This window comes from Mesorhizobium sp. M8A.F.Ca.ET.202.01.1.1, assembly GCF_004791595.1.
Taxonomy (GTDB): Bacteria; Pseudomonadota; Alphaproteobacteria; order Rhizobiales; family Rhizobiaceae; genus Mesorhizobium.
In genome coordinates this window covers 19,955-40,217 of sequence record NZ_SRUN01000008.1, presented here as the reverse complement: position 1 = coordinate 40,217, position 20,263 = coordinate 19,955, and the positions used below count along the sequence as shown (strand labels likewise).

Sequence of the window (20,263 nt, the reverse complement as noted above, 5' to 3'; positions counted from 1 at the left end):
AACTAGGAAGACACGCGGCCGTCCGCGGTGATCTCACGCCCCAGCCTCACCACTTCACGCACCAGCAGATCGAGATCGTCACGTCGGGTGCGATGGTTGGTGATCGCCACGCGCAGCCAGTGCCCACCATGCACGGTGGTGTCGGAGAGTGCCGCGATGCCTTGCTCCTGCAGCCGCAGCATGATCTCGGTGTTGAGCGCCTTCAGCGCTTCGCCCGCCAAACCGGGCTGGTAGCGGAAGCAGACGATGTTGATGGTCGGGGCCGCCGCCAGCTCCAGCGAAGGCTCGGCCTCGATCAGCCCGGCCAGATAGGAGACCTGCGCGATGTTCTGGTCGATCAGGCGGCCGAATTTTTCGACGCCATGCTCTTTCAACGCCATCCACACTTTCAGGGCGCGAAAGCCGCGCGAGGTCTGCAGGCCATAGTCGTGCAGCCATTCGCCGGAGGCCAGGCCGCGCGGCGTCGATTCCAGATATTCGGGCGTCACCGCGAAGGTCCGGCGGTGCGCGGCGGCATCCCTGACCAGCGCACAGCCGACCTCGAAGGGCGCGTGCAGCCATTTGTGCGGATCGAGCGCGATCGAATCGGCCCATTCGACGCCAGCGACGCGATGCTTGTTATCAGGCGCGATGGCGATCAGCGCGCCGATGCAACCGTCGACATGGAACCACAGGCCCTCCTCATGCGCGAGTTTGGCCAGCGCCTTGAGGTCGTCGATCGCCCCGGTGTTGACCGTGCCGGCATTGCCGATGACGCAGGCCGGCTTGAACCCGGCTGCCCGGTCCTCCGATATCGCGCTGCGCAGTGCCGATATGTCGATGCGCAGCCCGGTGTCGGTCGCGATCCGGCGCAGCGCCCGGTTGCCCAGGCCGAGCGCTTCCATGGCCTTGCGGTGGCAGGAATGGATCTGGTCCGAGCCGTAGAAGCGCAGCGGTTTTTCGATCGCGGCGACGCCGTGCTCACGCACGTCGATGCCCGCCTTGGTATTGCGCGCCACCGTCAGGCCGATGATGTTGGCCATCGAGCCGCCACTGACCAGCGTGCCCGAGGCCGATGCCGGAAAGCCGAGCATCTCCTTGCACCAGTTCACCACCTGGCTGTCCATCAGCCCGGCGGCATGATTGCCGCCGCCGAGATTGGAGCCCTGGATCGCCGCCAGGAAATCGCCGAGCGCGCCGGTGAAGTTGCTCGATCCCATGTACCAGGACCAGAAGCGCGGGTGGGTGTTGCCCATGGGATAGGACATCACGGTGCGGGAGACGTCCTCGTAGACAGCGGCAAGCGGCGCCGGCGAGCGCGGCAACGGGGCGGTGAAAAAGTCCCGCACCTGGCCGGGCATCTCCCGCCATACGGGGCGGTCGCGCAGCTCGCGCAGATAGTCGACGGCATCATCGACGACCCGGTGCGACAGGGCCTGGACATCGGCCCAGTCGGCGGGGTCGAGCGTTTCCTCGACCACCATGTCGAGTTGTTCGTGCGCGACGTCCATGACAACCTCCCGTCAAGCCGCCGGGAATTGGCAGCCGGGCGTCGAGCGCGACAGCGCCATCTCGCCGGCGTCCATTTCGGCCTCGATGCCGTCGAACAACGGTGTCGACATGTAGCGCTCGCCAGTGTCGGGCAGCATGCACAGGATCACCGATCCGGCCGGCGCCTTCTCAGCGACCTGGCGCGCAACGGCGAAGGTGGCGCCGCCGGAAATGCCAGTAAAGATGCCTTCCTTCTGAGCCAGCGCCCGTGCCCATTTGATGCCCTCCGGCCCAGCGATCGGCATGACCTCGTCATAGAGGCTGGCGTCGATCGCTTCCTGCAGGACATTGGGGATGAAGTCCGGCGTCCAGCCTTGGACGGGATGCGGCTCGAAGGCCGGATGGCTGGCGGCGGGAGCGCCATCGGCACCGCGCGGCTGCGCCTTTCCGCTGCCGATCAGTTGCGCATTGGCCGGCTCGGAGAGCACGATGCGGGTATCGGGCCGTTCGCGGCGCAGGACCCGCGCCACGCCGACGACCGTGCCGCCGGTGCCATAGCCGGTGACGAAACAGTCGAGCCGCGAGCCAGCGAAATCGTTGACGATTTCGCGCGCGGTCGTCGCCTCGTGGATGGCGGCATTGGCGGCCGTCTCGAACTGGCGGGCAAGGAACCAGCCATTGGCCTGGGCCAGCTCGACCGCCTTCTTGTACATGCCAAAACCCTTTTCGGCGCGAGGCGTCAGCACCACCTTGGCGCCGAGCATGCGCATCAGCTTGCGGCGCTCGACGGAAAAGCTGTCGGCCATGGTGACGACCAGCGGATAGCCTTTTTGCGCACAGACCATGGCAAGGCCAATCCCGGTGTTGCCGCTGGTCGCCTCGACCACGGTCTGACCCGGCTTCAGCGCACCGCTGCGTTCGCCCTCCTCGATGATGTTGAGCGCCAGCCGGTCTTTCACCGAGGCTGCCGGATTGAAGAACTCGGCCTTGACGTAGATGGTCGCATGGACCGGCGCGAGATTGTTGATGCGCACCGCCGGCGTGTCGCCGACCGTGTCGAGAATGCTGTCGAACAGGCGGCCGCGCCCGGCGGTGGTCCTGATTTTCTGTTTGTTCAACATCGTTGATCTCCTCGATCGTGTTCATCTTCACGGGCCGGTTACAAACCGGCGCGTTGGGCGGCGAGGTTTCGAGACCTTGCCGCGCTAGGACTGACGTGCCGGCGATGCGGCAATGAGCGCGGCTGGCGCGAAATTCGCCGCCGGATGCGCCATGTCGTGTTTGGTGATAGAGCAAGGGCCGACAGGCCAGCGTGGGAGCAGGCGTGGAAACGGACGTGGAATCCGCACCATCGAGACAGGACGGCGGCATGCCGTGCCTGTCGGTGCGGCTGCTCGGACCGCCGACGATCACGCATAACCGCGTGCCGATGGCACTGCCGGCGTCGCGCAAGCTGCGGGCGCTGCTTGCCTATCTGGTGCTGGCGCCACATCCAGTAGGGCGCGGCCGCCTGTGCGAGCTTCTGTGGGATGTGCCCAACGATCCGCGCGGCGAGTTGCGCTGGTGCCTCAGCAAGTTGCGCGGCGCTCTCGACACGCCGGAGCGGCGCCGTGTCCGCTCGCAAGACGATACTGTCTCGCTCGATCTCAGCGGCTGCCTCGTCGATGTACTGGAGATCGGCCACGCCGCCACGCAGGGGATCGACGCGCTCGATGCGGAGCGGTTGCGAGCGCTGGCAAAACTCTTCGCCGGCGATTTCCTCGAAGGCCTGGAGCTCGAACGCAGCCCGCACTTCAACAGCTGGCTGATCGGCCAGCGCCGCCGCTTCCGGTCCATCCACGCGGCGGTGCTGGAACAGCTCGTGGCGAGCCTGCCAGCGGACTGCGACGAGGCGATCGCGCATCTCGACAGATGGGTGGAACTCGCGCCTTTCGACGGGCGCGCGCATGCGACGCTGCTGGCGAGCCTCGCCAGGCGCGGCGAGATCGCCGCGGCCGAAAAGCACTTGGCGGCGGCGGCACGGCTGTTCCAATCGGAAGACCTGGATTTCGCGCCGCTCCGGTCAGCCTGGCGGATGATCCGTGACGAGCAGCCGGCTGTCTGGTCGCGGGTACAGCCGGACTCCCAGTCCACGGCGGCGCAATTGGCGCCCCCGAGCGACCCTGGCCCGGTCGAGCCGAGCCATGCATCGCTGGCAGTGATGCCGTTCGTCGAGGAATCCGGCCCGCGCGGTGGGCTGGCCGACGGCCTCACCCACGACATCATCACCCGTCTCGCCAAGCTGCGGGATTTCTTCGTCATCGCGCGCGGATCGGTGTTCGCGCTGGCCGACAGGGGTATCGCGCCCGAGGAGGCAGGCCGCCGGCTGAAGGTCGACTATGTCGCCACCGGCACGGTGCGCAACGCCGCTGGCCGTCTTATCGTCACCGTCGAACTCATCGAGGTGCGCACGGCAAGGATCGTCTGGGCCGAGACCTTCGAGCGCCGGCCGGACGACATCTTCGCAGTGCTCGACGATATCGGCGACAGCATCGTGTCGTCGATCTCGGCCGAGATCGAAACGGTCGAGCGCAACCGCGCCCTGCTGAAGGCGCCCAACTCGCTCAATGCCTGGGAGGCCTATCACCGCGGCCTCTGGCACATGTACCGCTTCACCCAGGCCGAGAACGAAACGGCGCGGCATTTCTTTGCCACGGCCTTGCAGCTCGATCCGACCTTCGCCCGCGCCTATGCCGGCCTGTCTTTCACCCACTGGCAGAACGCCTTCCAGCGCTGGGGCGACCGCGACCGCGAAAGCGCGCTGGCGTTCGAGAGCGCCGGCCAGAGCCTGCTGGTCGACGACCACAATCCGGCCGCGCACTGGGCGATGGGGCGGGCGCTGTGGCTGCGCGGCGAACAGGACGGGTCGCTCTCCGAATTGGGGCGGGCCGTGGACCTCAGCCCGAATTTCGCGCTCGGCCATTACGCGCTGTCCTTCGTCCACTCGCAATCGGGCGACCCGCGGGCGGCGATAAGCTCGTCGGACCATTCGCGGCATCTCAGCCCCTTCGACCCGTTGCTGTTCGGCATGCTGGGGTCACGCGCCATGTCGCATGTCCGGCTCGGCCAGTTCGAGGAGGCGGCCGAATGGGCGCTGAAGGCGGCGGCGCGGCCCAATGCCCATACCATCATCCTGGCGATCGCCGCGCACTGTCTGGCACTTGCCGGCCGGCTCGACGAGGCACGCGGCTTCGCCGCCGCCATCCGCAAGACGTTGCCTGACTACCGCGCCGACGATTTCATCGGCACGTTCCGCTTCGAGCCCGACGCCGAGGCGCTGTTCCGGCAAGGCGCCAGGCGGATCGGGCTCAGCTGATTCCAGGCTTGAGCGGCCCTCGTTAACGCTTCCGGAAGGAGTTGCTTAACCGTTCACCGCTATGTGACCTCCGGGGGGTCCATGGCAAAGTGAGTATGATGAGCAACAGCCCCGACAAGCGCAGCGAATGGCGCGCCATTCTTCACGTGCAGGCCCGTATTGCCGTGCTGTTTGTCCCCGTTGTGGCCAGCCTGCTGCTCATCGCCGCGCTTGCCGGCAACGATCGCAAGTCGGTTCCCGACGTCGACCGAACGGTTACCGGGTCGGTGCGGTAAATCAGGCCGAACCGGCTTTTTCCCGGCTCTCCGGGCGCTCAATAAAACCTTGGGATCGGACCGTTCTGGGGCGTGGTACGGTCGCCGAGGTCGAGAAAGATCTCGTCGACATAGCACCAGCCCCAGCCTTCCGGCGGGTCATAGCCCTCTATGACGGGATGGCTGGTGGCATGAAAATGCTTGGTGGCGTGGCGGTTGGGCGAGTCGTCGCAGCAACCGACATGGCCGCAGGTGCGGCAGAGCCGCAGATGCACCCACCACGAGCCGCTCTTCAGGCATTCCTCGCAGCCAAGCGCGCTCGGCGTCACGTCCTTGACATCAGCCGCGTGTCTGCACTCGTCAGCCATCACACTCTCCCCACCGGTTGAGGCGCGTCGGCATGGCTGCCTTCCCGCGCAAGAAATGCATGCAATGCCGCCACCACTTGGGCGCCTTCGCCTACGGCAGCCGCGACCCGTTTGACCGACCCGGAGCGCACGTCGCCGATGGCGAACACGCCGCTGCGGCTCGTCTCCATCACGCCATGCGCCGATGCTATGTCCGATCCGGTGCGGATGAAACCCCTGGCATCCAGCGCCACGTCGGATTGAGCGAGCCAATCGGTGTTCGGATCGGCGCCGATGAACAGGAAGAGATGGCGGATCGGGCGCGTCGTCACCGCGCCACTCGAGCGGTCGCGCCAGCGGACAGTGGCAAGATTGCCTTCCTCGCCGTCCAGCGCCTCGACCTCGGCGCCGGTCAGCACCTCGATGTTCGGCTGCGCCCTGATGCGCTCGACGAGGTAACGCGACATCGACGCCTCGAGACTGCCGCCACGCGCCAGCAGCGCCACCTTCCTGACATGGCTGGCCAGGTAGACGGCCGCCTGTCCAGCCGAATTGCCGGCGCCGACCAGCGCGACTTCCTGGCCGCCGCAAAGCCGTGCCTCGATGGGCGAGGCCCAATAATGCACGCATGTGCCCTCGAACTCGGCGAGATTGGCGACATCGAGGCGGCGGTAGCGCGCGCCGCTGGCGATCACCACCGAGCGCGTGCGCACCGTCTCGCCGTCGCCGACCGCAAGCTGGTAGCGCGCGCCGTCGGTGGCGGCGCCGAGCAGCTTCACCTCGTCGGGGATGACCATCTCGACGCCGAATTTCTGCGCCTGGTTGTAGGCACGCGCCATCAGCGCCATGCCGGTGATGCCCGTGGGGAAGCCGAGATAGTTCTCGATGCGCGCGGAAGCGCCCGCCTGGCCGCCAAAGGCGCGGCAATCGAGCACGATGGTCGATAGCCCTTCGGAGGCCGCATAGACCGCCGCCGCGAGCCCGGCCGGCCCGGCGCCGACAATGGCGACGTCATAGACCTTGCTGGCGTCGACCGGCCGCAACAGGCCGATGCAGCGGGCGAGGTCTTTCTCCGCGGGATTGAGCAGCAGCCTGCCGTTCGGGCACAGCACGACCGGCAGGTGGTGCTGATCGACATGGAAGTGCTCGAACAGGGTCTTCGCGCAAGGATCGGTTTTGGAATCGAGCACGCGGTGGGGCTGGCCGCTGCGCGCGAGAAACCCCTGCAGGCGCAGGACATCGCCATTGTCGGCCGGCCCGACGATGATGGGACCGATCGTGCCGCTCTCGAGCAGCCCGACGCGGCGCAGGATCAGCGCCCGCATGATGCGCTCGCCGAGATTGGCCTCCTGCACCATCAGGTCGCGCAGCCTCTGCGAGGAAATGACGAACGCCTCGACCGCCTCGGCGGCCTCGGCATTGACCAGCGAGGGACGGGCCGAAAGCTGCGCCAGCTCGCCGACGAAGCTGCCGGGGCCATGGGTGACGATCGTCTCGCGCCGGCCGAGCTTGCCGTCCTGGGTGATGTCCACCTTGCCCGACAGGATGACGATCAGCCCCGGGGACACATTGCCGGCCTCGAAAATGGGCTCGCCGGCGGCATAGGCGCTGGCCTCGCCGAACCGGCGCATGCGTTCAATGTCCGCCTCGGCCAGCGTTGGGAAGGCCTGGTCGCGGCGGGCGCCGAAGATCGCGGTGCTGGATTGAGACATGGTTGCGAGCGTAGCGAAGCGAGCGCGCGGTTTGAAGCGGTTTGTTCGGGGACTGGCCAGGAGGCGAGGTCATCGTCTTGAGCTTCTGAACCAATCGAACGGTTCGAAACGGGATTTTGGTGCCCAGAAGAGGACTCGAACCTCCACTCCTTGAACCGTGCACGTCTACGGCGGCTATGAAACAGTCGGCAGAAGTTTGCGTTGGCGCTGCAAGACTGTTCCTTGGTACAGACACGATCCGTCTCTGGCGCCGATTTGCGAGCGAAACCCGGCATGCCCCAGTTCAATCTGGCTTTCTATTGCTACCCGAAAAAGGAAGCGATCGAGGATTTCCGTAGGGCTGCTGCATTGATCGAGGCGCGCGCGCCGGACATCAAGGTCCGCGTGCTTTCGACGGCATCCGCGCTGACGATGTTGCGGACGATGACATTGGCCGGGAGGCCTACCCTGTCCATCGAGATGGATCGGCTGAAATGGCTTAAGCCGCTGCGCGGAACGCGCCTCGTCCATCAGCGCATGGGCAAGATCGGGGAACTGTCCGCCCTCGATACAGCAGGACTTCCAGTTCCCAGGTGGACGGAGATCGTGCCTGGGACAAATCTCGATCCAGCAGCGTGGGGCCCTTACGTGGTCGTGAAACCCTCGCGTGGCAAGCAGGGGGCGTTCGTGCGCATCACCAAGACCGGACGCGTGCGTTACATCGCGCCGGCGGACTATCCGCAAGATCATCCGGGCAGACGCGCGCCGATGATTGCCCAGCAATATGTCCATACCGGTCCATGGCCGACGGCGTACCGCGTGCTGAGCTATCTCGGCAGGCCCCTTGCCGCCATCCGGTATGAGGGCCGGCGTGACCTCAGCCCGGTGAGCGATCCCGGCGGTTTCCGATCGGCCCCTGGCGCGTCGATCGTGGCCTCGGCCAAGGGATGCTCGATTGGTCTTGCGGCGGACCAGGACGTGCTTGACCTTGCCGTTCGCAGCCATGCCGTTTTCCCGACCATTCCGTCGCTCGGCGTGGACATCCTGCGCGACGCCGCGACAGGCGAACTGTTCCTCATCGAAATCAACCCGGTCGGCGACAGCTGGATGCTGTGCGGCCATGCCGGGCGTAACATACAGGAGCAGTTCGGCCTCGATTTCTACGAGCAGTTCGGCGCGCTCGACATCATCGCGGAGGCTTCGATCGAGGCCACACGCAGGCTGGCCGTCTGAGGCTTTCGCCTTGCACAAATCAATAAAAAAGCCCGGACGAAACCGGGCTTTTTTATTAAGTCTCTGAACCACGAACGGTTCGAAACGGGAATTTGGTGCCCAGAAGAGGACTCGAACCTCCACTCCTTGCGGAACACGGACCTGAACCGTGCGCGTCTACCAATTCCGCCATCTGGGCTGGTGCGGGCTCAATAAGCGGGCAAGCGATTGCTGTCAACGCGCTTTTTTCGAGGGCTGATGCTCGCCGGCTCAGTTTCGAGCGTCAGCGCCGCCCCTCATTGCCCTGCCGGGCATTTCTCCCCGTACAGTGACGGGGAGAAAGAAGCCAGCCGCAACGCTGGCGCCCTTTTTGCAACGCCGGCGATTGGCGAAATCGCCGATGACATCGCCCCTCTTCCCGTCACTATACGGGGAGAGGATGCCGGCAGGCAGGTGAGGGGCGGCGCCACGTTCCCAATTGGCGCAAATAACTGCCCGTCAGCCCTCCAGCACTTCCTTCGACGCCACGGTCGAATCGGCGTTGAGCGTGTAGATGACCGGCACGCCGGTGCCGAGCTCCAGCTTGACGATCTCCTCGCCCGACTTGCCGTCCAGCGCCATGATCAGTGCGCGCAGCGAATTGCCGTGGGCGGCGACCAGCACGGTGCCGCCGCGCAGCACGTGCGGCTGCAGATCGTGCAGGTAATAGGGCCAGACGCGGGCGCCGGTGTCCTTCAGGCTTTCGCCGCCGGGCGGCGGCACATCGTAGGAGCGGCGCCAGACATGCACCTGCTCCTCGCCCCATTTCTGGCGCGCGTCGTCCTTGTTGAGGCCGGAGAGGTCGCCATAGTCGCGCTCGTTCAGCGCCTGGTCGCGGATGGTCTGCAGGTCGCTCTGGCCGACCGCGTCGAGAATGTGCTGACAGGTCTTCTGCGCCCGGACCAGCGCGGAGGTGAAGGCGATGTCGAATTTCAGGCCGCGCGCCTTGAGTTTTTGGCCGGCGGCCTTGGCCTCGGCATGGCCCTGCTCGGTCAGGTCGACGTCACGCCAGCCAGTGAACAGGTTCTTCAGGTTCCATTCGCTCTGGCCGTGGCGCACGAGCACGAGGGTTCTCGACATTTTTGCTCCTCTGGGGTCTGGGCAATTCCAGGAAAGGTGCGTAGCGGCTTTCCCGCAGGACTTGCGTAAGACGAAGATGGTTCAGGGTCGTTTCAGGCAAGCCCAAGAACGTCCCGCATTGAGTAAAGGCCCGGTTTTTTTCCCCGCGCCCACAGTGCGGCCTTGACCGCGCCGCGGGCGAATATGGCGCGGTCCTCGGCATGATGGGACAGGGTGATGCGCTCGCCGGTGCCGGCCAGGATCACGCTGTGGTCGCCGACCACAGAGCCGCCGCGCAGCGTGGCAAAGCCGATCGAGCCGGTTTTTCGCACACCCGTATGGCCGTCGCGTGAACGCACATCATTGCCGGCAAGGGCGATGCCGCGCCCCGCGGCTGCAGCCTCGCCGAGCAGAAGCGCGGTGCCCGACGGCGCGTCGACCTTGTGCCTGTGGTGCATTTCGAGGATCTCGATGTCGAAATCGTCGGCATCGAGCGCGCGCGCCGCCTGTTCGACCAGCACCGCCAGCAGGTTGACGCCGAGGCTCATATTGCCCGACTTGACGATGGTCGCGTGGCGCGCGGCGGCAGCGATTTTCGCATTGTCGTCGGTCGAGCAGCCGGTCGTGCCGATGACATGGACGATGCGCGCCTGCGCCGCGTAGCCGGCGAACGCGACCGTCGAGGCCGGGGTGGTGAAATCGAGCACGCCATCGGCCTTGGCGAAGACCGGCAGCGGATCGCTGCCGATCGGCACGTCGATGCGGCCGACGCCGGCCAGTTCGCCTGCATCCTTGCCCAGATGGGGCGAATCCGCGCGCTCGACCGCACCGATGACGCGGGCGCCCGGAATGGCGTGGATGGCGCGGATCAGCGTCTGGCCCATGCGGCCGGCCGCGCCCACCACCACAAGGCCCATATCGCTTGCCGGCTCGCCTGATGTTGCCGATGTTTCGCTCATGCCGTGCTCCCGGCGATGTTCTGGGTCTCTAATTCCTGGACCGAAGTCTCGGCCGGCGCGCTGTCGTCCACAAGCCCCAGGCCCTTGACGCCCTGTATGCGGTGGAAACGGGCATAGATGCTGTGCGGGTCGGCCATCAGCGTCGCATGCGTGCCTTCCTCGACCAGCCGTCCCTCTTCCAGCACGATGATGTGGTCGGCATTGACTACCGTCGACAGCCGATGCGCTATGACGATCGTCGTGCGGCCTTCCATGACATGCGTCAGCGCCTCTTGGACGCGCGCCTCCGCCTCGTTGTCAAGCGCCGAGGTTGCCTCGTCGAGCAGCAGGATCGGCGCCTGGCGCACGATGGCGCGGGCGATCGAGACGCGCTGGCGCTGGCCGCCGGAAAGGGTCGAGCCACCTTCGCCGACCGGCGTGTCGTAACCTTGCGGCTGCTGGCGGATGAACTCGTCGGCTGCCGCCTGTTTTGCCGCCTGCTCGATCTCGGCGTCCGTGGCCGACAGGCGGCCGTAGCGGATGTTGTCGCGGATCGTGCCCTCGAACAGATAGGGCGCCTGCGCTACATAGGCGATCGACTGCCGCAGCGAATGCTTGGTCACCTTCGAGATGTCCTGGCCATCGACCACGATACCGCCCTGGTCGACGTCGTAGAAGCGCTGCAAGAGCGCCACCAGCGTCGATTTGCCGGCGCCCGACGCACCCACGATCGCCGTCACCTTGCCGGCGGCGGCGGTAAAGCTCAGGTCCCTCAGCACCGGCATGTCGGCGTTGTAGCCGAACGTCACATTGTCGAAGCGCACCTCGCCTGTGGTGATCCTGGCCTCGACCGCATCGGGCGCGTCGCCCTGTTTCGGTTCCAGGTCGAGCAACTCGTAGATCATGCGCGCGTTGACCAGCGCACGTTCCATGCCCACCTGTGTGCGCGCCAGGCGTCTTGCCGGGTCGTAGGCCATGATCAGCGCGGTGATGAAGGAAAACACCGCGCCCGGTGGTTGCCCAAGCACCAGCGCCCGGTAGCCGGAATAGGCAAGCACGGCGGTAATAGCGAGACCGCCCAGAATCTCTGAAATCGGCGACAGCCGCTCCGAGACGCGGGCGATCTTGTTGTTACGCTGTTCGGCCGTATCCGCCATGATGCCTATGCGGCGCGCCAGCTCCTGCTCCAGGGTGAAGGCCTTGACGATGGCGATGCCTTGCGTGGCCTCCTGCACGGAACCGTTCAGCCGCGAATTGATCAGCACGGATTCCCGGTTGATACGCCGCAATCGGCGGGTGATGTAGACGACGGCCCAGATCAGCGGCGGGCCGATCAGCAGCGAGCTGAGCGACAACACCGGATCCTGGTAGATCATGACGCCGACGAGAGCGACCAGCGTGACCGCATCGCGGCTGATGGAGGTCAGTGTCAGCGACAGTAGATCGCGGACGCCGCCGACATTCTCGTTGACCTGTGCCGCCAGCCGACCGGAACGCGTATCGTTGAAGAAGTTGACGCCGAGCTTCATCAGATGGTCGAAGCTGCGCTTCTGGTAGCGCGCGACCAGATTGTTGCCGATCTTGGCCAACGCCACGGCCTGGCCGTAACCGGCGAAGCCGCGCAGCAGGGAAGCTCCCATGAAACCGGCGCAGATCCAGACGATCATGTCGCCGCGCCGTTCGTAGAATATCTGGTTGATCATCGGGGCCATGATCCACGCCGTGAAGGCAGTGGTGCCGGAAACAATCAGCAAGCAGGTGACGGCGACGACATAGGACCAGCGATGATCGCGGCCATTTTCGGAGAGGATGCGGCGCAGCACGGCGTTGACCTCGCCAATGCTGGCTTTCTGCTTGTTTGGAGCTTGAAGTGTCAAATCGGGAGCTTCGTGGGTTTTCCGCCTGGGACAGGCTGCAATTCGGCACTCCTCTTAGCGCCATGAGGCCGGCTTGCCTATGCCCGCGGCTGATTAACTTCGTCGCGGGCGGCTCAAGCGCCCACGCGGCAATAGGCACATCCCGTCGAGGAGCTAGGCCTGCCAGCGCCGGCCCGAGGTCTGGACGCCGAACAGCGAGGGGTTCCTGGCATAGGCGGCAAGGCCGAGAAGGGCTGCCAGCGGGTGGGTGATGACATAGACCGGCATGGTGCGCATCAGCGCGCTGTGCGGCGCCTTGTCCTCGAAGGCGGCGCGGAAATTGCCCTCCTTCAGCGCCGGCACGATCTTTTGCGCGATGCCGCCGGTGAGGAACACGCCGCCACGGCTCATGAACACCAAGGCAAGGTCGCCAGCGGTACGGCCGAGACAGGTAACGAAGGTCTCCAGCGCTTCCTGCGCCACCGGATCGGTCTTGGCCAGCGCCGCGGCGGTGACCTCGGCCGGCGTGGTGAAGGGCGATGGCTTGCCGTCCGCCTTGGCCACGGCGCGGTAGACGTTGACGAGGCCGCGTCCGCACAGGATCTGCTCGCCCGAAATGCGCCCCTCGAGCTTCTCGATATGCGGGAAGACCTCGAAATCGCGCGGCGTGCGCGGCCCGATGTCCATATGGCCGCCTTCGCCGGGTACGGGTATCCAGTGATGCAGCGCGTGGACCAGCCCGGCGACGCCGAGCCCGGTTCCCGGACCCAGCACGACGCGGCCGGCATTGGGCTCGGGCGTGCCGCCGCCGATCTTTTCCATATGCTCTTCGCCGAGCGCGACGACGGCCAGCGCCTGCGCCTCGAAATCGTTGAGCACGACGATGTCGCTCAAGCCCAGATTGGCGAACATCTGCCTCGGCTTGACGACCCAGGGACAATTGGTGAGCTCGATCTCGTCGCCGTCGACCGGACCGGCAACCGCTAGCACCGCCGAATTGGGCCGGACCGAGGAGCGGTCGAGCACAGCCGCCTGGATCGCTTCGTCGATGGTGTTGTAATTGGCGGTCTGGACGATGGTCGGCTCGCCGGCCTCGGAATTGGCGTCGAGCACGATCGAAAAGCGCGCATTGGTGCCGCCGATATCGCCAATCAGGATCGGAAACCGCAGCAAAGTCTCGTCATCTGCTGTGCTTGGCATGCTCTCGTCCGTTCCCCGTCCGGGCTACGTGCCGCTGTTTGCCCGTTGACTAGCGCATGGCCCTGCAAAGGGAAAGCCGCTTGCTTTCAGTTCCAGGGCAATCGCTTCAAATTTGAATCCGATCCTTGCGCCGTCGGCGCCGCCCCTCACCTGCCTGCCGGCACCCTTTCCCCGTATAGCGACGGGGAGAGGGGCGCTGTCATCGATGGTTTCGCCAATCGCTGACGTGGCAAGGAGGGCGCCAAGGCTGCGGCCAGCCTCCTTCTCCCCGTCCCTATACGGGGAGAAGTGCCCGGCAGGGCGATGAGGGGCAGCACCGACCTCGGCAATCAATCGTCAATTCCCCGGCGGCCGTGGACGCGGCACCGGCACGCCGACCTCGGGTGTCGCGGTGAAGGCGTTCAACGCGCTTGGCAGGCCTTCCGTGCTGCTGGCCGTGGTGGCGGGCAGCGACGGCGCTTCGGGTTCGGGCGCCGCCACCGCGACCGGCACAGCGCTACCGTTATAGGTCGCCGCCTCCGCCGAGGCAGGCCCGGGCGCGTCGAGCACGGCGCGGCATTCCCTGGGCAGGTTGGCCATCGTCATCAGGTCGCGGGCCTTGGGCGCATCGGGGTTCTTGTTGGGCCGCCAGGGTTCCTGCGTGAACCACCAGGCCAGCGGCTTGCCGCAGCCATCATCATCGGGCGTCGCTTCCTGCCCCTTGCAAGTGGGCGAACCGGGCTGGCAGCCGATGCGCATGTGGAAATGGTAGTCATGGCCCCAGAACGGCCGGATCTTGCGCAGCCATGAGCGGTCGCCCTTGACGGTGTCGCAGAGCTTTTTCTTGATGCCCGGATTGACCAGGATGCGCTCGACTTGCGGGTAGCTTGCGGCCCGCTTCAGCAAAGCCGTGTGCGCCGGCGTCCACAGCGCGTCCTTCACCAGATGGGTCTTGTCTTCGACCATCAGCGTGGCGCTCATGGTCTCACGCTGCGCCCTGGTCATCGTGCGGTCGGGCATCGGCGTCAGCCAGATGTCGGCGTCGAGCCCGATCTGGTGCGAGGCATGGCCGGTCAGCATCGGGCCGCCGCGCGGCTGCGCGATGTCACCGATCAGCAGGCCCGGCCAGCCATCGGCAACGGCGTCGCGCGACAGTCTTTCGATCAGCGCGATCAGCGCCGGATGGCCCCAGCGGCGGTTGCGCGAAGGCCGCATCACCTGCCAGGTCGGGCCATCCATCGGAATGGCGACGCCGCCGGCAAAACAGCCCTTGGAATAGAAGCCGAAGGATTGCGGGGCGGTGGCCGTCGGCAGCTTCTCGGCGCCAAACAAGTCTTTCGCCCGTTCCTCGGCCGCTGCCGGCTGCGCGAGACCGGTCAGGGCAAGCAAGCCAAGAGCGGCCGCCAGCAGTGATCTCTTGCCGAAAGACGACCGCGTCGCTGTCTTCATGAAACCGGATCCCACCAAACCCCAAGCCCGAATCATAGCACGCAACATGCGACGCTTCGATCGCTCTAACCTTTTGGCGCAATTCCGGACGGAAAACCGTTTCACACTTTTCCTGGAATTGCTTGTCCCTTCATTGGGCTGCGCGGCTCGCCGTCGCGCCAGTCGCCGCTTGCCCACATATGGTCGAAAGCGGCGCGGTAGTCGGGAAAGCGAAACCGATAACCCGCCGCCTTGAGCGCCGCATTGGCGACCCTCTTGTTCTCGCCATAGAAAGACCGCGCCATGGGCGAAAGTTGGGCGGTCTCGAAGGGAATTTCGGGCGGCGCCTCGATCCCCATCAGCGATGCGGCATAGGCGACGACATCCTGCGGCGGCGCCGGCTCATCATCGGTGACGTTGAAGATGCCACCCCTATTGCCGACGATCAGATGCCAGAGCGCGCCTGATATGTCGTCACAATGGATGCGGTTGAACACCTGGTCCGGCTTGACCAGCCGCCTCGCGGTGCCGTTCTCCAGATTGACCAGCGCGTTGCGGCCCGGACCGTAGATGCCGGAGAGCCGCAGGATCGCCACCGGCCGGTCGATTTCCCGGCCGAGCTTCTGCCAGGCCTGCTCGGCCTCGACCCGCATGACCGAACGCTTCGAGACCGGCCGGCATAGGGCCGTTTCATCGACCCAGGCACCACCATAGTCGCCATAGACGCCGACGGTCGAGAGATAGCCGATCCACTCCAGCCCCGGCATTTGAGCGATTGCTTGCCGGGCGGCATTCAGCACCGGATCGCCGGCGTCTTCCGGGGCGACCGAGATCACCAGATGGGTGGTTTTCTCCAGCACTTCGCCGATATCGCTCGTCAGCTTACCGTCGAACAGCAGCGGGGCGATGCCGGCCTGGCGCAGCGCATCGAATTTTTCCTCGGAGCGTGTCGTGCCGAAGATGGTGGCGGCCCCTGTATTGGCGCGGGCAAAAGCCTTGCCCGAATAGCCGGCGCCGAAGATGAGAACCCGCTTTTCGCTCATGCATGCGTCCTGGTTGGCCGCGCCAGGCGCCATTCGTCGCGCACCATAGCATCGTCCTCGGTTTCCAGGCCGTTCGCGGCCCGTTCGGCATATTCGGTTTCCGGCACCAGCCGCGCCAGCGCCCAAATTGCCGCGCCCCGCACCAGCGGCGAGGCGTCGCCGAGCAGATCCCGAACGATGTCGGCAAGCGCGCCCTCGCCGGAATTGCCGGCGGCGATCAGCACGTTGCGGACAAAGCGGTCGCGGCCGATGCGCTTGATCGGCGAGCCGGAGAAGAAGGCACGGAAGGCAGCATCGTCGAGGGCCAAAAGGTCGGCGAGCGCAGGCTCGCGCAAATCGTCGCGCGCGGCGAGCTTGGCCTCCGAAGCCGCACTGGCGAACTTGTTCCACGGGCAAGCGGCGAGGCAGTCGTCGCAGCCATAGATGCGGTTGCCGATCGCCTCGCGGAATTCATGCGGGATCGGCCCCTTGTTCTCGATGGTGAGGTAGGAGATGCAGCGCCGCGCATCGAGCCTATAAGGCGCCGGGAACGCGTCGGTCGGGCAAGCGTCGAGGCAGGCGCGGCAAGAGCCGCAATGGTCGATCTCGGCCTCGTCGGGTGCCAGTTCGGCCGTGGTGAAGATGGTGCCGAGGAACAGCCAGGAGCCGTGCTCGCGGCTGACCAGATTGGTGTGTTTTCCCTGCCAGCCGAGCCCTGCTGCCTCGGCCAGCGGCTTTTCCATGACAGGTGCGGTGTCGACGAACACCTTCACGTCGCCGCCGGCGCGTGCGACGATCTTGCCGGCGATTTCTTTCAGCCGGCCCTTCATCACCTCATGATAGTCGCGGTTTTGCGCATAGACCGAGATGGCGCCACGGTCGCGCTTCGACAACAGGTCGCGTGGATCATGGTCTGGCCCGTAGTTCATCGCCAGCACGACGATCGAGCGCACGTTGGGCCAAAGCGTGGAGGGCTCGCTGCGGCGCGCAATCGTTTCGGCGATCCAGTCCATGGAGCCGTGAAAGCCGTCGGCGACGAATTCGGCGAGTCTCGCCGGCGCCAACGGAATCGCGTCGGGAGAGGTGACGGCGACGGCATCGAAGCCGGCGCGCCGTGCCTCCGCGTCGATCAGCGCACGCAGTTTTGCCGCGTCAGAAGTCGAGGTCCGCATAGTGCGACACCGGCGACAGGCCGCGCACGCGGTCGGTCAAGAGCGGCCGGAACGAAGGCCGCGACTTCACCCGCGTGTACCATTCGCGCGCGGCGGGGTGTTCGCGCCAGTCGATCTCGCCGAGATAGTCGAGCACCGACAGCGTCGCGGCGGCCGCGAGATCGGCATAGGTGACCCTGCCACCGGCCAGCCAGTGACGGGTGCCGGCCAGCCAGTTGGTGTATTTCATGTGCTGGCGGATGTTGGCGCGCGCGGCGCGGATGGCGCCCGAATCGGGCGAGCCGCCGCCCGCGGTTTCCGGCATCACCGGCTTCAGCACGCGCTCGCGCACCAGATGGCGGGTGACCTCGCTTTCGGCCTTGTTGAGATACCAGTCGATCAGCCGCCGGATTTCGGCGCGCTGCATCGGATCCTCGGCGAACAGCCGCTTGTCGCGCTTCAGCACACCGCGGGTCTCGTCGAGATATTCCGAGATCACCGTCGCGCCAATGATCGGCACGTCGCCCTCGGCCAGCAGGATCGGCAGCGTGCCGGCCGGGTTCAGCGCCAGGAACTCCTTGCGCCGCGTCCACGGCTTTTCCTCGATCAGCGCCAGCTCCTCGCCATACTCGCCAAAGGCGAGGCGGACGAAGCGGCAGGTAGCGAACATGGGATGGTGGAAAAGCGTCAGCATGGTTCCGCGATGATAAAGCGCACGAGTGTGGACTGGCGAATCGCCGGGCGCACCGGTAAGTCTTGGCCGCCCGGTTTGCGGGCCGTCAGGGGTGTTGCGACCTATAGGGGCACTTCGGCGCCATGACAAGCAAGCCATTCCGTTAGCCATCACGCCAATGCCGAGGTAGAAATGGAAAGCCAGACCATCGTCGAAGCCCTGCTGCTCGGCCTGCTGGAGGGGTTGACCGAATTCATACCGGTATCCTCGACCGGCCATATCCTGCTCGCCGGCCATTTCCTCGGCTTCCAGTCGACCGGCAAGGCCTTCGAGATCCTGATCCAGCTCGGCGCCATCCTGGCGATCCTCAGCGTCTATTTCCGCCGCCTGTGGCAGATGCTGCTCGACCTGCCGCATGACCGGCTGACGCGGCATTTCGTCATCGGCATCCTCATCGCCTTCCTGCCGGCGGCGATCATTGGCGCGCTGGCGCACGATTTCATCAAGACGGTGCTGTTCGAATCGCCACGACTGATCTGCATCATGCTGATCATCGGCGGCGTGGTGCTGCTGGTCGTCGACCGCATGAACCTCAAGCCGGTCTATCGCGACGTCGAGCGGTTTCCGACCCGGCTTTACCTGCAGATCGGCCTGTTCCAGTGCCTGTCGCTGATCCCCGGCACGTCGCGCTCGGGCTCGACCATCGTCGGAGCGCTGCTTCTGGGCGTCGACAAGCGGGCGGCGGCGGAATTTTCCTTCTTCCTTGCCATCCCGACCATGGTCGGCGCCTTCGCCTTCGACCTGTTCAAGAACCGCAACGTGCTGACCTCGGCCGACCTGCCGATCATCGCCATCGGCTTCGTCGCCGCCTTCGTCACGGCGCTGTTCGTGGTGCGCCTCCTGCTCGATTACGTCTCGCGCAACGGCTACTCGCTGTTCGGCTGGTGGCGGCTGGTGGTGGGTATTGTCGGGCTGGTTGCGCTGATGATCTGGGGTTGATTGCAGCGACCGGTTCGGTTGGGGCCGCCGAACGTTAGCGCTGCCCCTCACCTGCCTGCCGGCATCCTCTCCCCGTATAGGGACGGGGAGAGGGCGCTGTTGTCCGCGATTTCGCCAACTACAGCGGTTGCAAGAAGGTCGCCGTCGCTGCGGCCAGCTCACTTCTCCCCGTCACTATACGGGGAGAAGTGCCCGGCAGGGCGATGAGGGGCAGCACTAACTTCAACGAATGGATTGCCTCCGGCAACGAGCCTAGCTTCGTCCATAAAACGCATTCGGGACATGCACGGGCCAACGCCAGGGCAGCACTGCGACCATGTCGAAGCGCATCGACAGCCTGCCATAGTCCGGCTGGCGCGACAGCCAGATGTCGGCCGCGCCCTCGATGCGGCGCTCCGATTCGTGGCCGATCGCCTCCATGGCCTCGATCAGCGTGCGGCGCGCCTTGACCTCGACGAACAGCACCAGATCGCCGCGCCGGGCGATCAGGTCGATCTCGCCGAAGCGGGTGCGATGGCGGCGCGCCAGGATCCGGTAGCCTTTCAGCATCAGCGCGGCAGCCGCCAGCCATTCGCCGCGATGGCCGCGCCGGTAGGCCTTTTGACGGCTGGCGCTCGGGCGTTCAGCCATCGCGGCCTTCTCTAAGTTCAAGCAGCCGCCGGTAGAGCGCCTGCTTCTGGCCGCCGGTCATTTTCGCCGCTTCCGCCGCCGCCTTGGAGGCCGGCATCTCCGCCGCCAGCGACAAAAGCAGGCGGTCGATGTCTTCCGGTTCGTCGGCCTTGGCCTCGGCGGGACCGATGCAGACGACGATCTCGCCCTTCGGCGTGTCCGCCGCCGCGTAATGATCGGCAAGCTCCCGCAGCGTGCCGGTGCGGATTTCCTCGAAAGTCTTGGTCAATTCCCGGCCGATGGCGGCTTTGCGGTCGCCGCCCAGCGCCTGGACCATGGCGCCGAGCGATTCGGCCAGCCGGCGCGGCGATTCGAAGAAGATCAGCGTCGCCGGTACCGCCCTCAGCGCCTCCAGCCGCGACAGCCTCTGACCAACCTTGACCGGTAAGAAGCCGGCGAACAGGAAGGCGTCGGACGGCAGGCCCGACGCCGTCAGCGCGGCAAGCGGCGCCGACGGGCCGGGAATCGGCACGACGCGAATGCCCTGGTCGAGCGCCTCGCCGACCAGCCGGTAGCCGGGATCGGAAACCAGCGGCGTGCCGGCGTCGGAAATCAGCGCCACGCTCTGGCCTGCCGCAAGTGCCGCGATCAGTTTCGGCCCGGCCTCGCCGGCATTGTGCTCGTGATAGGCCGTGGTGCGTCGGCGGATGCCGTAGCGGTCGAGCAGCACCCGCGACACACGCGTGTCCTCGCAGGCGACGATGTCGGCGGCGGCCAGCGTCTCCAGCGCGCGCAGCGTGATGTCGGCCAGATTGCCGATCGGCGTCGCCACCAGATAAAGCGCCGGATCGAGCGGGCGGGCCGCGATTTCGGTCTGCCCGACCACATAGCTGCGCTTGCCCGTCTCGCCAGTCACCGATGCCGTCTCCGTTCAAGCCTGTTTGGCCTGCCAAAACTTGTTTGGCCTGCCAAAACTTGTTT

Annotated in this window: 18 protein-coding genes and 1 tRNA gene; 4 read left to right on the top strand and 15 right to left on the bottom strand. The window is 65.9% G+C overall.

The window, feature by feature from the left end:
* Window positions 1-2 precede the first annotated feature (2 nt).
* Together EN845_RS18180 and EN845_RS18175 are read right to left on the bottom strand one after the other, a co-directional pair.
* Window positions 3-1,490: an aspartate aminotransferase family protein gene (locus tag EN845_RS18180; protein WP_127871105.1), complete on the bottom strand. Its 1,488-nt coding sequence runs from the start codon at window positions 1,488-1,490 to the stop codon at window positions 3-5.
* A 12-nt stretch (window positions 1,491-1,502) separates the two neighbouring features.
* Window positions 1,503-2,591, bottom strand: coding sequence for a pyridoxal-phosphate dependent enzyme (locus EN845_RS18175; RefSeq protein WP_127871104.1), 1,089 nt, complete (start codon window positions 2,589-2,591; stop codon window positions 1,503-1,505).
* A 248-nt stretch (window positions 2,592-2,839) separates the two neighbouring features.
* Between EN845_RS18175 and EN845_RS18170 the strand changes: the two genes are divergently transcribed.
* Together EN845_RS18170 and EN845_RS18165 are read left to right on the top strand one after the other, a co-directional pair.
* Window positions 2,840-4,825: a BTAD domain-containing putative transcriptional regulator gene (locus EN845_RS18170; protein WP_127871293.1), complete on the top strand. Its 1,986-nt coding sequence runs from the start codon at window positions 2,840-2,842 to the stop codon at window positions 4,823-4,825.
* A gap of 98 nt (window positions 4,826-4,923) precedes the next feature.
* On the top strand, window positions 4,924-5,100 hold the full coding sequence (locus tag EN845_RS18165; protein WP_168247798.1) for a hypothetical protein: 177 nt from the start codon (window positions 4,924-4,926) through the stop codon (window positions 5,098-5,100).
* A gap of 38 nt (window positions 5,101-5,138) precedes the next feature.
* Here the strand turns inward: EN845_RS18165 and EN845_RS18160 are convergent, their stop codons facing one another.
* Together EN845_RS18160 and EN845_RS18155 are read right to left on the bottom strand one after the other, a co-directional pair.
* A complete protein-coding gene (locus EN845_RS18160) occupies window positions 5,139-5,447 on the bottom strand; it encodes a UBP-type zinc finger domain-containing protein (protein WP_127871103.1) in 309 nt (102 codons plus the stop codon).
* Window positions 5,447-7,138, bottom strand: a complete 1,692-nt coding sequence (locus tag EN845_RS18155; RefSeq protein ID WP_127871102.1) for a cyclic nucleotide-binding domain-containing thioredoxin-disulfide reductase — start codon at window positions 7,136-7,138, stop codon at window positions 5,447-5,449. The genes EN845_RS18160 and EN845_RS18155 overlap by 1 nt, the downstream gene beginning before the upstream one ends.
* Before the next feature lie 273 nt (window positions 7,139-7,411).
* On the opposite strand from EN845_RS18155, the gene EN845_RS18150 reads away from it, so the two are divergent.
* Window positions 7,412-8,350 carry a hypothetical protein gene (locus tag EN845_RS18150; protein WP_127871101.1) on the top strand — a complete coding sequence of 313 codons (939 nt, stop codon included), beginning with the start codon at window positions 7,412-7,414 and terminating at the stop codon, window positions 8,348-8,350.
* Window positions 8,351-8,443: 93 nt separating this feature from the next.
* On the opposite strand, the gene EN845_RS18145 is transcribed toward EN845_RS18150, so the two are convergent.
* The 9 genes from EN845_RS18145 to EN845_RS18100 form a co-directional block, all read right to left on the bottom strand.
* Window positions 8,444-8,528, bottom strand: a tRNA-Leu gene (locus EN845_RS18145).
* Between the two features lie 299 nt (window positions 8,529-8,827).
* Window positions 8,828-9,448 carry a 2,3-bisphosphoglycerate-dependent phosphoglycerate mutase gene (locus EN845_RS18135; RefSeq protein ID WP_127279288.1) on the bottom strand — a complete coding sequence of 207 codons (621 nt, stop codon included), beginning with the start codon at window positions 9,446-9,448 and terminating at the stop codon, window positions 8,828-8,830.
* A 92-nt stretch (window positions 9,449-9,540) separates the two neighbouring features.
* Window positions 9,541-10,386 carry a 4-hydroxy-tetrahydrodipicolinate reductase gene (gene dapB, locus EN845_RS18130; protein ID WP_127871100.1) on the bottom strand — a complete coding sequence of 282 codons (846 nt, stop codon included), beginning with the start codon at window positions 10,384-10,386 and terminating at the stop codon, window positions 9,541-9,543.
* Entirely contained in the window at window positions 10,383-12,242 is a 1,860-nt protein-coding gene (locus EN845_RS18125) for an ABC transporter ATP-binding protein (protein ID WP_127871099.1), read from the bottom strand. The genes dapB and EN845_RS18125 overlap by 4 nt, the downstream gene beginning before the upstream one ends.
* A 153-nt stretch (window positions 12,243-12,395) precedes the next feature.
* The gene (locus tag EN845_RS18120; protein WP_127871098.1) at window positions 12,396-13,421 is read right to left on the bottom strand and encodes a glucokinase; all 1,026 of its coding nucleotides are present in this window, start codon (window positions 13,419-13,421) and stop codon (window positions 12,396-12,398) included.
* 336 nt (window positions 13,422-13,757) lie between these two features.
* Window positions 13,758-14,849 (bottom strand): penicillin-insensitive murein endopeptidase, encoded by a 1,092-nt coding sequence (gene mepA / locus EN845_RS18115; protein ID WP_127871097.1) that lies wholly within the window; start codon window positions 14,847-14,849, stop codon window positions 13,758-13,760.
* Window positions 14,850-14,950: 101 nt separating this feature from the next.
* Window positions 14,951-15,871, bottom strand: coding sequence for an SDR family NAD(P)-dependent oxidoreductase (locus EN845_RS18110; protein WP_127871096.1), 921 nt, complete (start codon window positions 15,869-15,871; stop codon window positions 14,951-14,953).
* Complete coding sequence (gene queG, locus EN845_RS18105; protein WP_127871095.1) at window positions 15,868-17,022, bottom strand: tRNA epoxyqueuosine(34) reductase QueG; 1,155 nt, start codon at window positions 17,020-17,022, stop codon at window positions 15,868-15,870. The genes EN845_RS18110 and queG overlap by 4 nt, the downstream gene beginning before the upstream one ends.
* The gene (locus tag EN845_RS18100; RefSeq protein ID WP_015314714.1) at window positions 17,003-17,695 is read right to left on the bottom strand and encodes a glutathione S-transferase family protein; all 693 of its coding nucleotides are present in this window, start codon (window positions 17,693-17,695) and stop codon (window positions 17,003-17,005) included. Before EN845_RS18100 ends, queG begins: the two co-directional genes overlap by 20 nt.
* A gap of 171 nt (window positions 17,696-17,866) precedes the next feature.
* Between EN845_RS18100 and EN845_RS18095 the strand changes: the two genes are divergently transcribed.
* Window positions 17,867-18,673 (top strand): undecaprenyl-diphosphate phosphatase, encoded by an 807-nt coding sequence (locus tag EN845_RS18095; RefSeq protein WP_127871094.1) that lies wholly within the window; start codon window positions 17,867-17,869, stop codon window positions 18,671-18,673.
* A gap of 252 nt (window positions 18,674-18,925) precedes the next feature.
* Here EN845_RS18095 and EN845_RS18085 read toward each other — a convergent pair whose 3' ends face one another.
* Window positions 18,926-19,303 carry a YraN family protein gene (locus EN845_RS18085; protein WP_015314716.1) on the bottom strand — a complete coding sequence of 126 codons (378 nt, stop codon included), beginning with the start codon at window positions 19,301-19,303 and terminating at the stop codon, window positions 18,926-18,928.
* A complete protein-coding gene (rsmI, locus tag EN845_RS18080; RefSeq protein ID WP_127871092.1) occupies window positions 19,296-20,198 on the bottom strand; it encodes a 16S rRNA (cytidine(1402)-2'-O)-methyltransferase in 903 nt (300 codons plus the stop codon). Before rsmI ends, EN845_RS18085 begins: the two co-directional genes overlap by 8 nt.
* Window positions 20,199-20,263: the final 65 nt, after the last annotated feature.

What these genes read in the sequence shown, in the direction of transcription:
- EN845_RS18180 (WP_127871105.1), bottom strand. Translation starts at nt 1,490, where the DNA reads ATGGACGTCGCGCACGAACAACTCGACATGGTGGTCGAGGAAACGCTC.
- EN845_RS18175 (WP_127871104.1), bottom strand. Translation starts at nt 2,591, where the DNA reads ATGTTGAACAAACAGAAAATCAGGACCACCGCCGGGCGCGGCCGCCTG.
- EN845_RS18170 (WP_127871293.1), top strand. Translation starts at nt 2,840, where the DNA reads ATGCCGTGCCTGTCGGTGCGGCTGCTCGGACCGCCGACGATCACGCAT.
- EN845_RS18165 (WP_168247798.1), top strand. Translation starts at nt 4,924, where the DNA reads ATGAGCAACAGCCCCGACAAGCGCAGCGAATGGCGCGCCATTCTTCAC.
- EN845_RS18160 (WP_127871103.1), bottom strand. Translation starts at nt 5,447, where the DNA reads ATGGCTGACGAGTGCAGACACGCGGCTGATGTCAAGGACGTGACGCCG.
- EN845_RS18155 (WP_127871102.1), bottom strand. Translation starts at nt 7,138, where the DNA reads ATGTCTCAATCCAGCACCGCGATCTTCGGCGCCCGCCGCGACCAGGCC.
- EN845_RS18150 (WP_127871101.1), top strand. Translation starts at nt 7,412, where the DNA reads ATGCCCCAGTTCAATCTGGCTTTCTATTGCTACCCGAAAAAGGAAGCG.
- EN845_RS18135 (WP_127279288.1), bottom strand. Translation starts at nt 9,448, where the DNA reads ATGTCGAGAACCCTCGTGCTCGTGCGCCACGGCCAGAGCGAATGGAAC.
- dapB (WP_127871100.1), bottom strand. Translation starts at nt 10,386, where the DNA reads ATGAGCGAAACATCGGCAACATCAGGCGAGCCGGCAAGCGATATGGGC.
- EN845_RS18120 (WP_127871098.1), bottom strand. Translation starts at nt 13,421, where the DNA reads ATGCCAAGCACAGCAGATGACGAGACTTTGCTGCGGTTTCCGATCCTG.
- mepA (WP_127871097.1), bottom strand. Translation starts at nt 14,849, where the DNA reads ATGAAGACAGCGACGCGGTCGTCTTTCGGCAAGAGATCACTGCTGGCG.
- EN845_RS18110 (WP_127871096.1), bottom strand. Translation starts at nt 15,871, where the DNA reads ATGAGCGAAAAGCGGGTTCTCATCTTCGGCGCCGGCTATTCGGGCAAG.
- queG (WP_127871095.1), bottom strand. Translation starts at nt 17,022, where the DNA reads ATGCGGACCTCGACTTCTGACGCGGCAAAACTGCGTGCGCTGATCGAC.
- EN845_RS18100 (WP_015314714.1), bottom strand. Translation starts at nt 17,695, where the DNA reads ATGCTGACGCTTTTCCACCATCCCATGTTCGCTACCTGCCGCTTCGTC.
- EN845_RS18095 (WP_127871094.1), top strand. Translation starts at nt 17,867, where the DNA reads ATGGAAAGCCAGACCATCGTCGAAGCCCTGCTGCTCGGCCTGCTGGAG.
- EN845_RS18085 (WP_015314716.1), bottom strand. Translation starts at nt 19,303, where the DNA reads ATGGCTGAACGCCCGAGCGCCAGCCGTCAAAAGGCCTACCGGCGCGGC.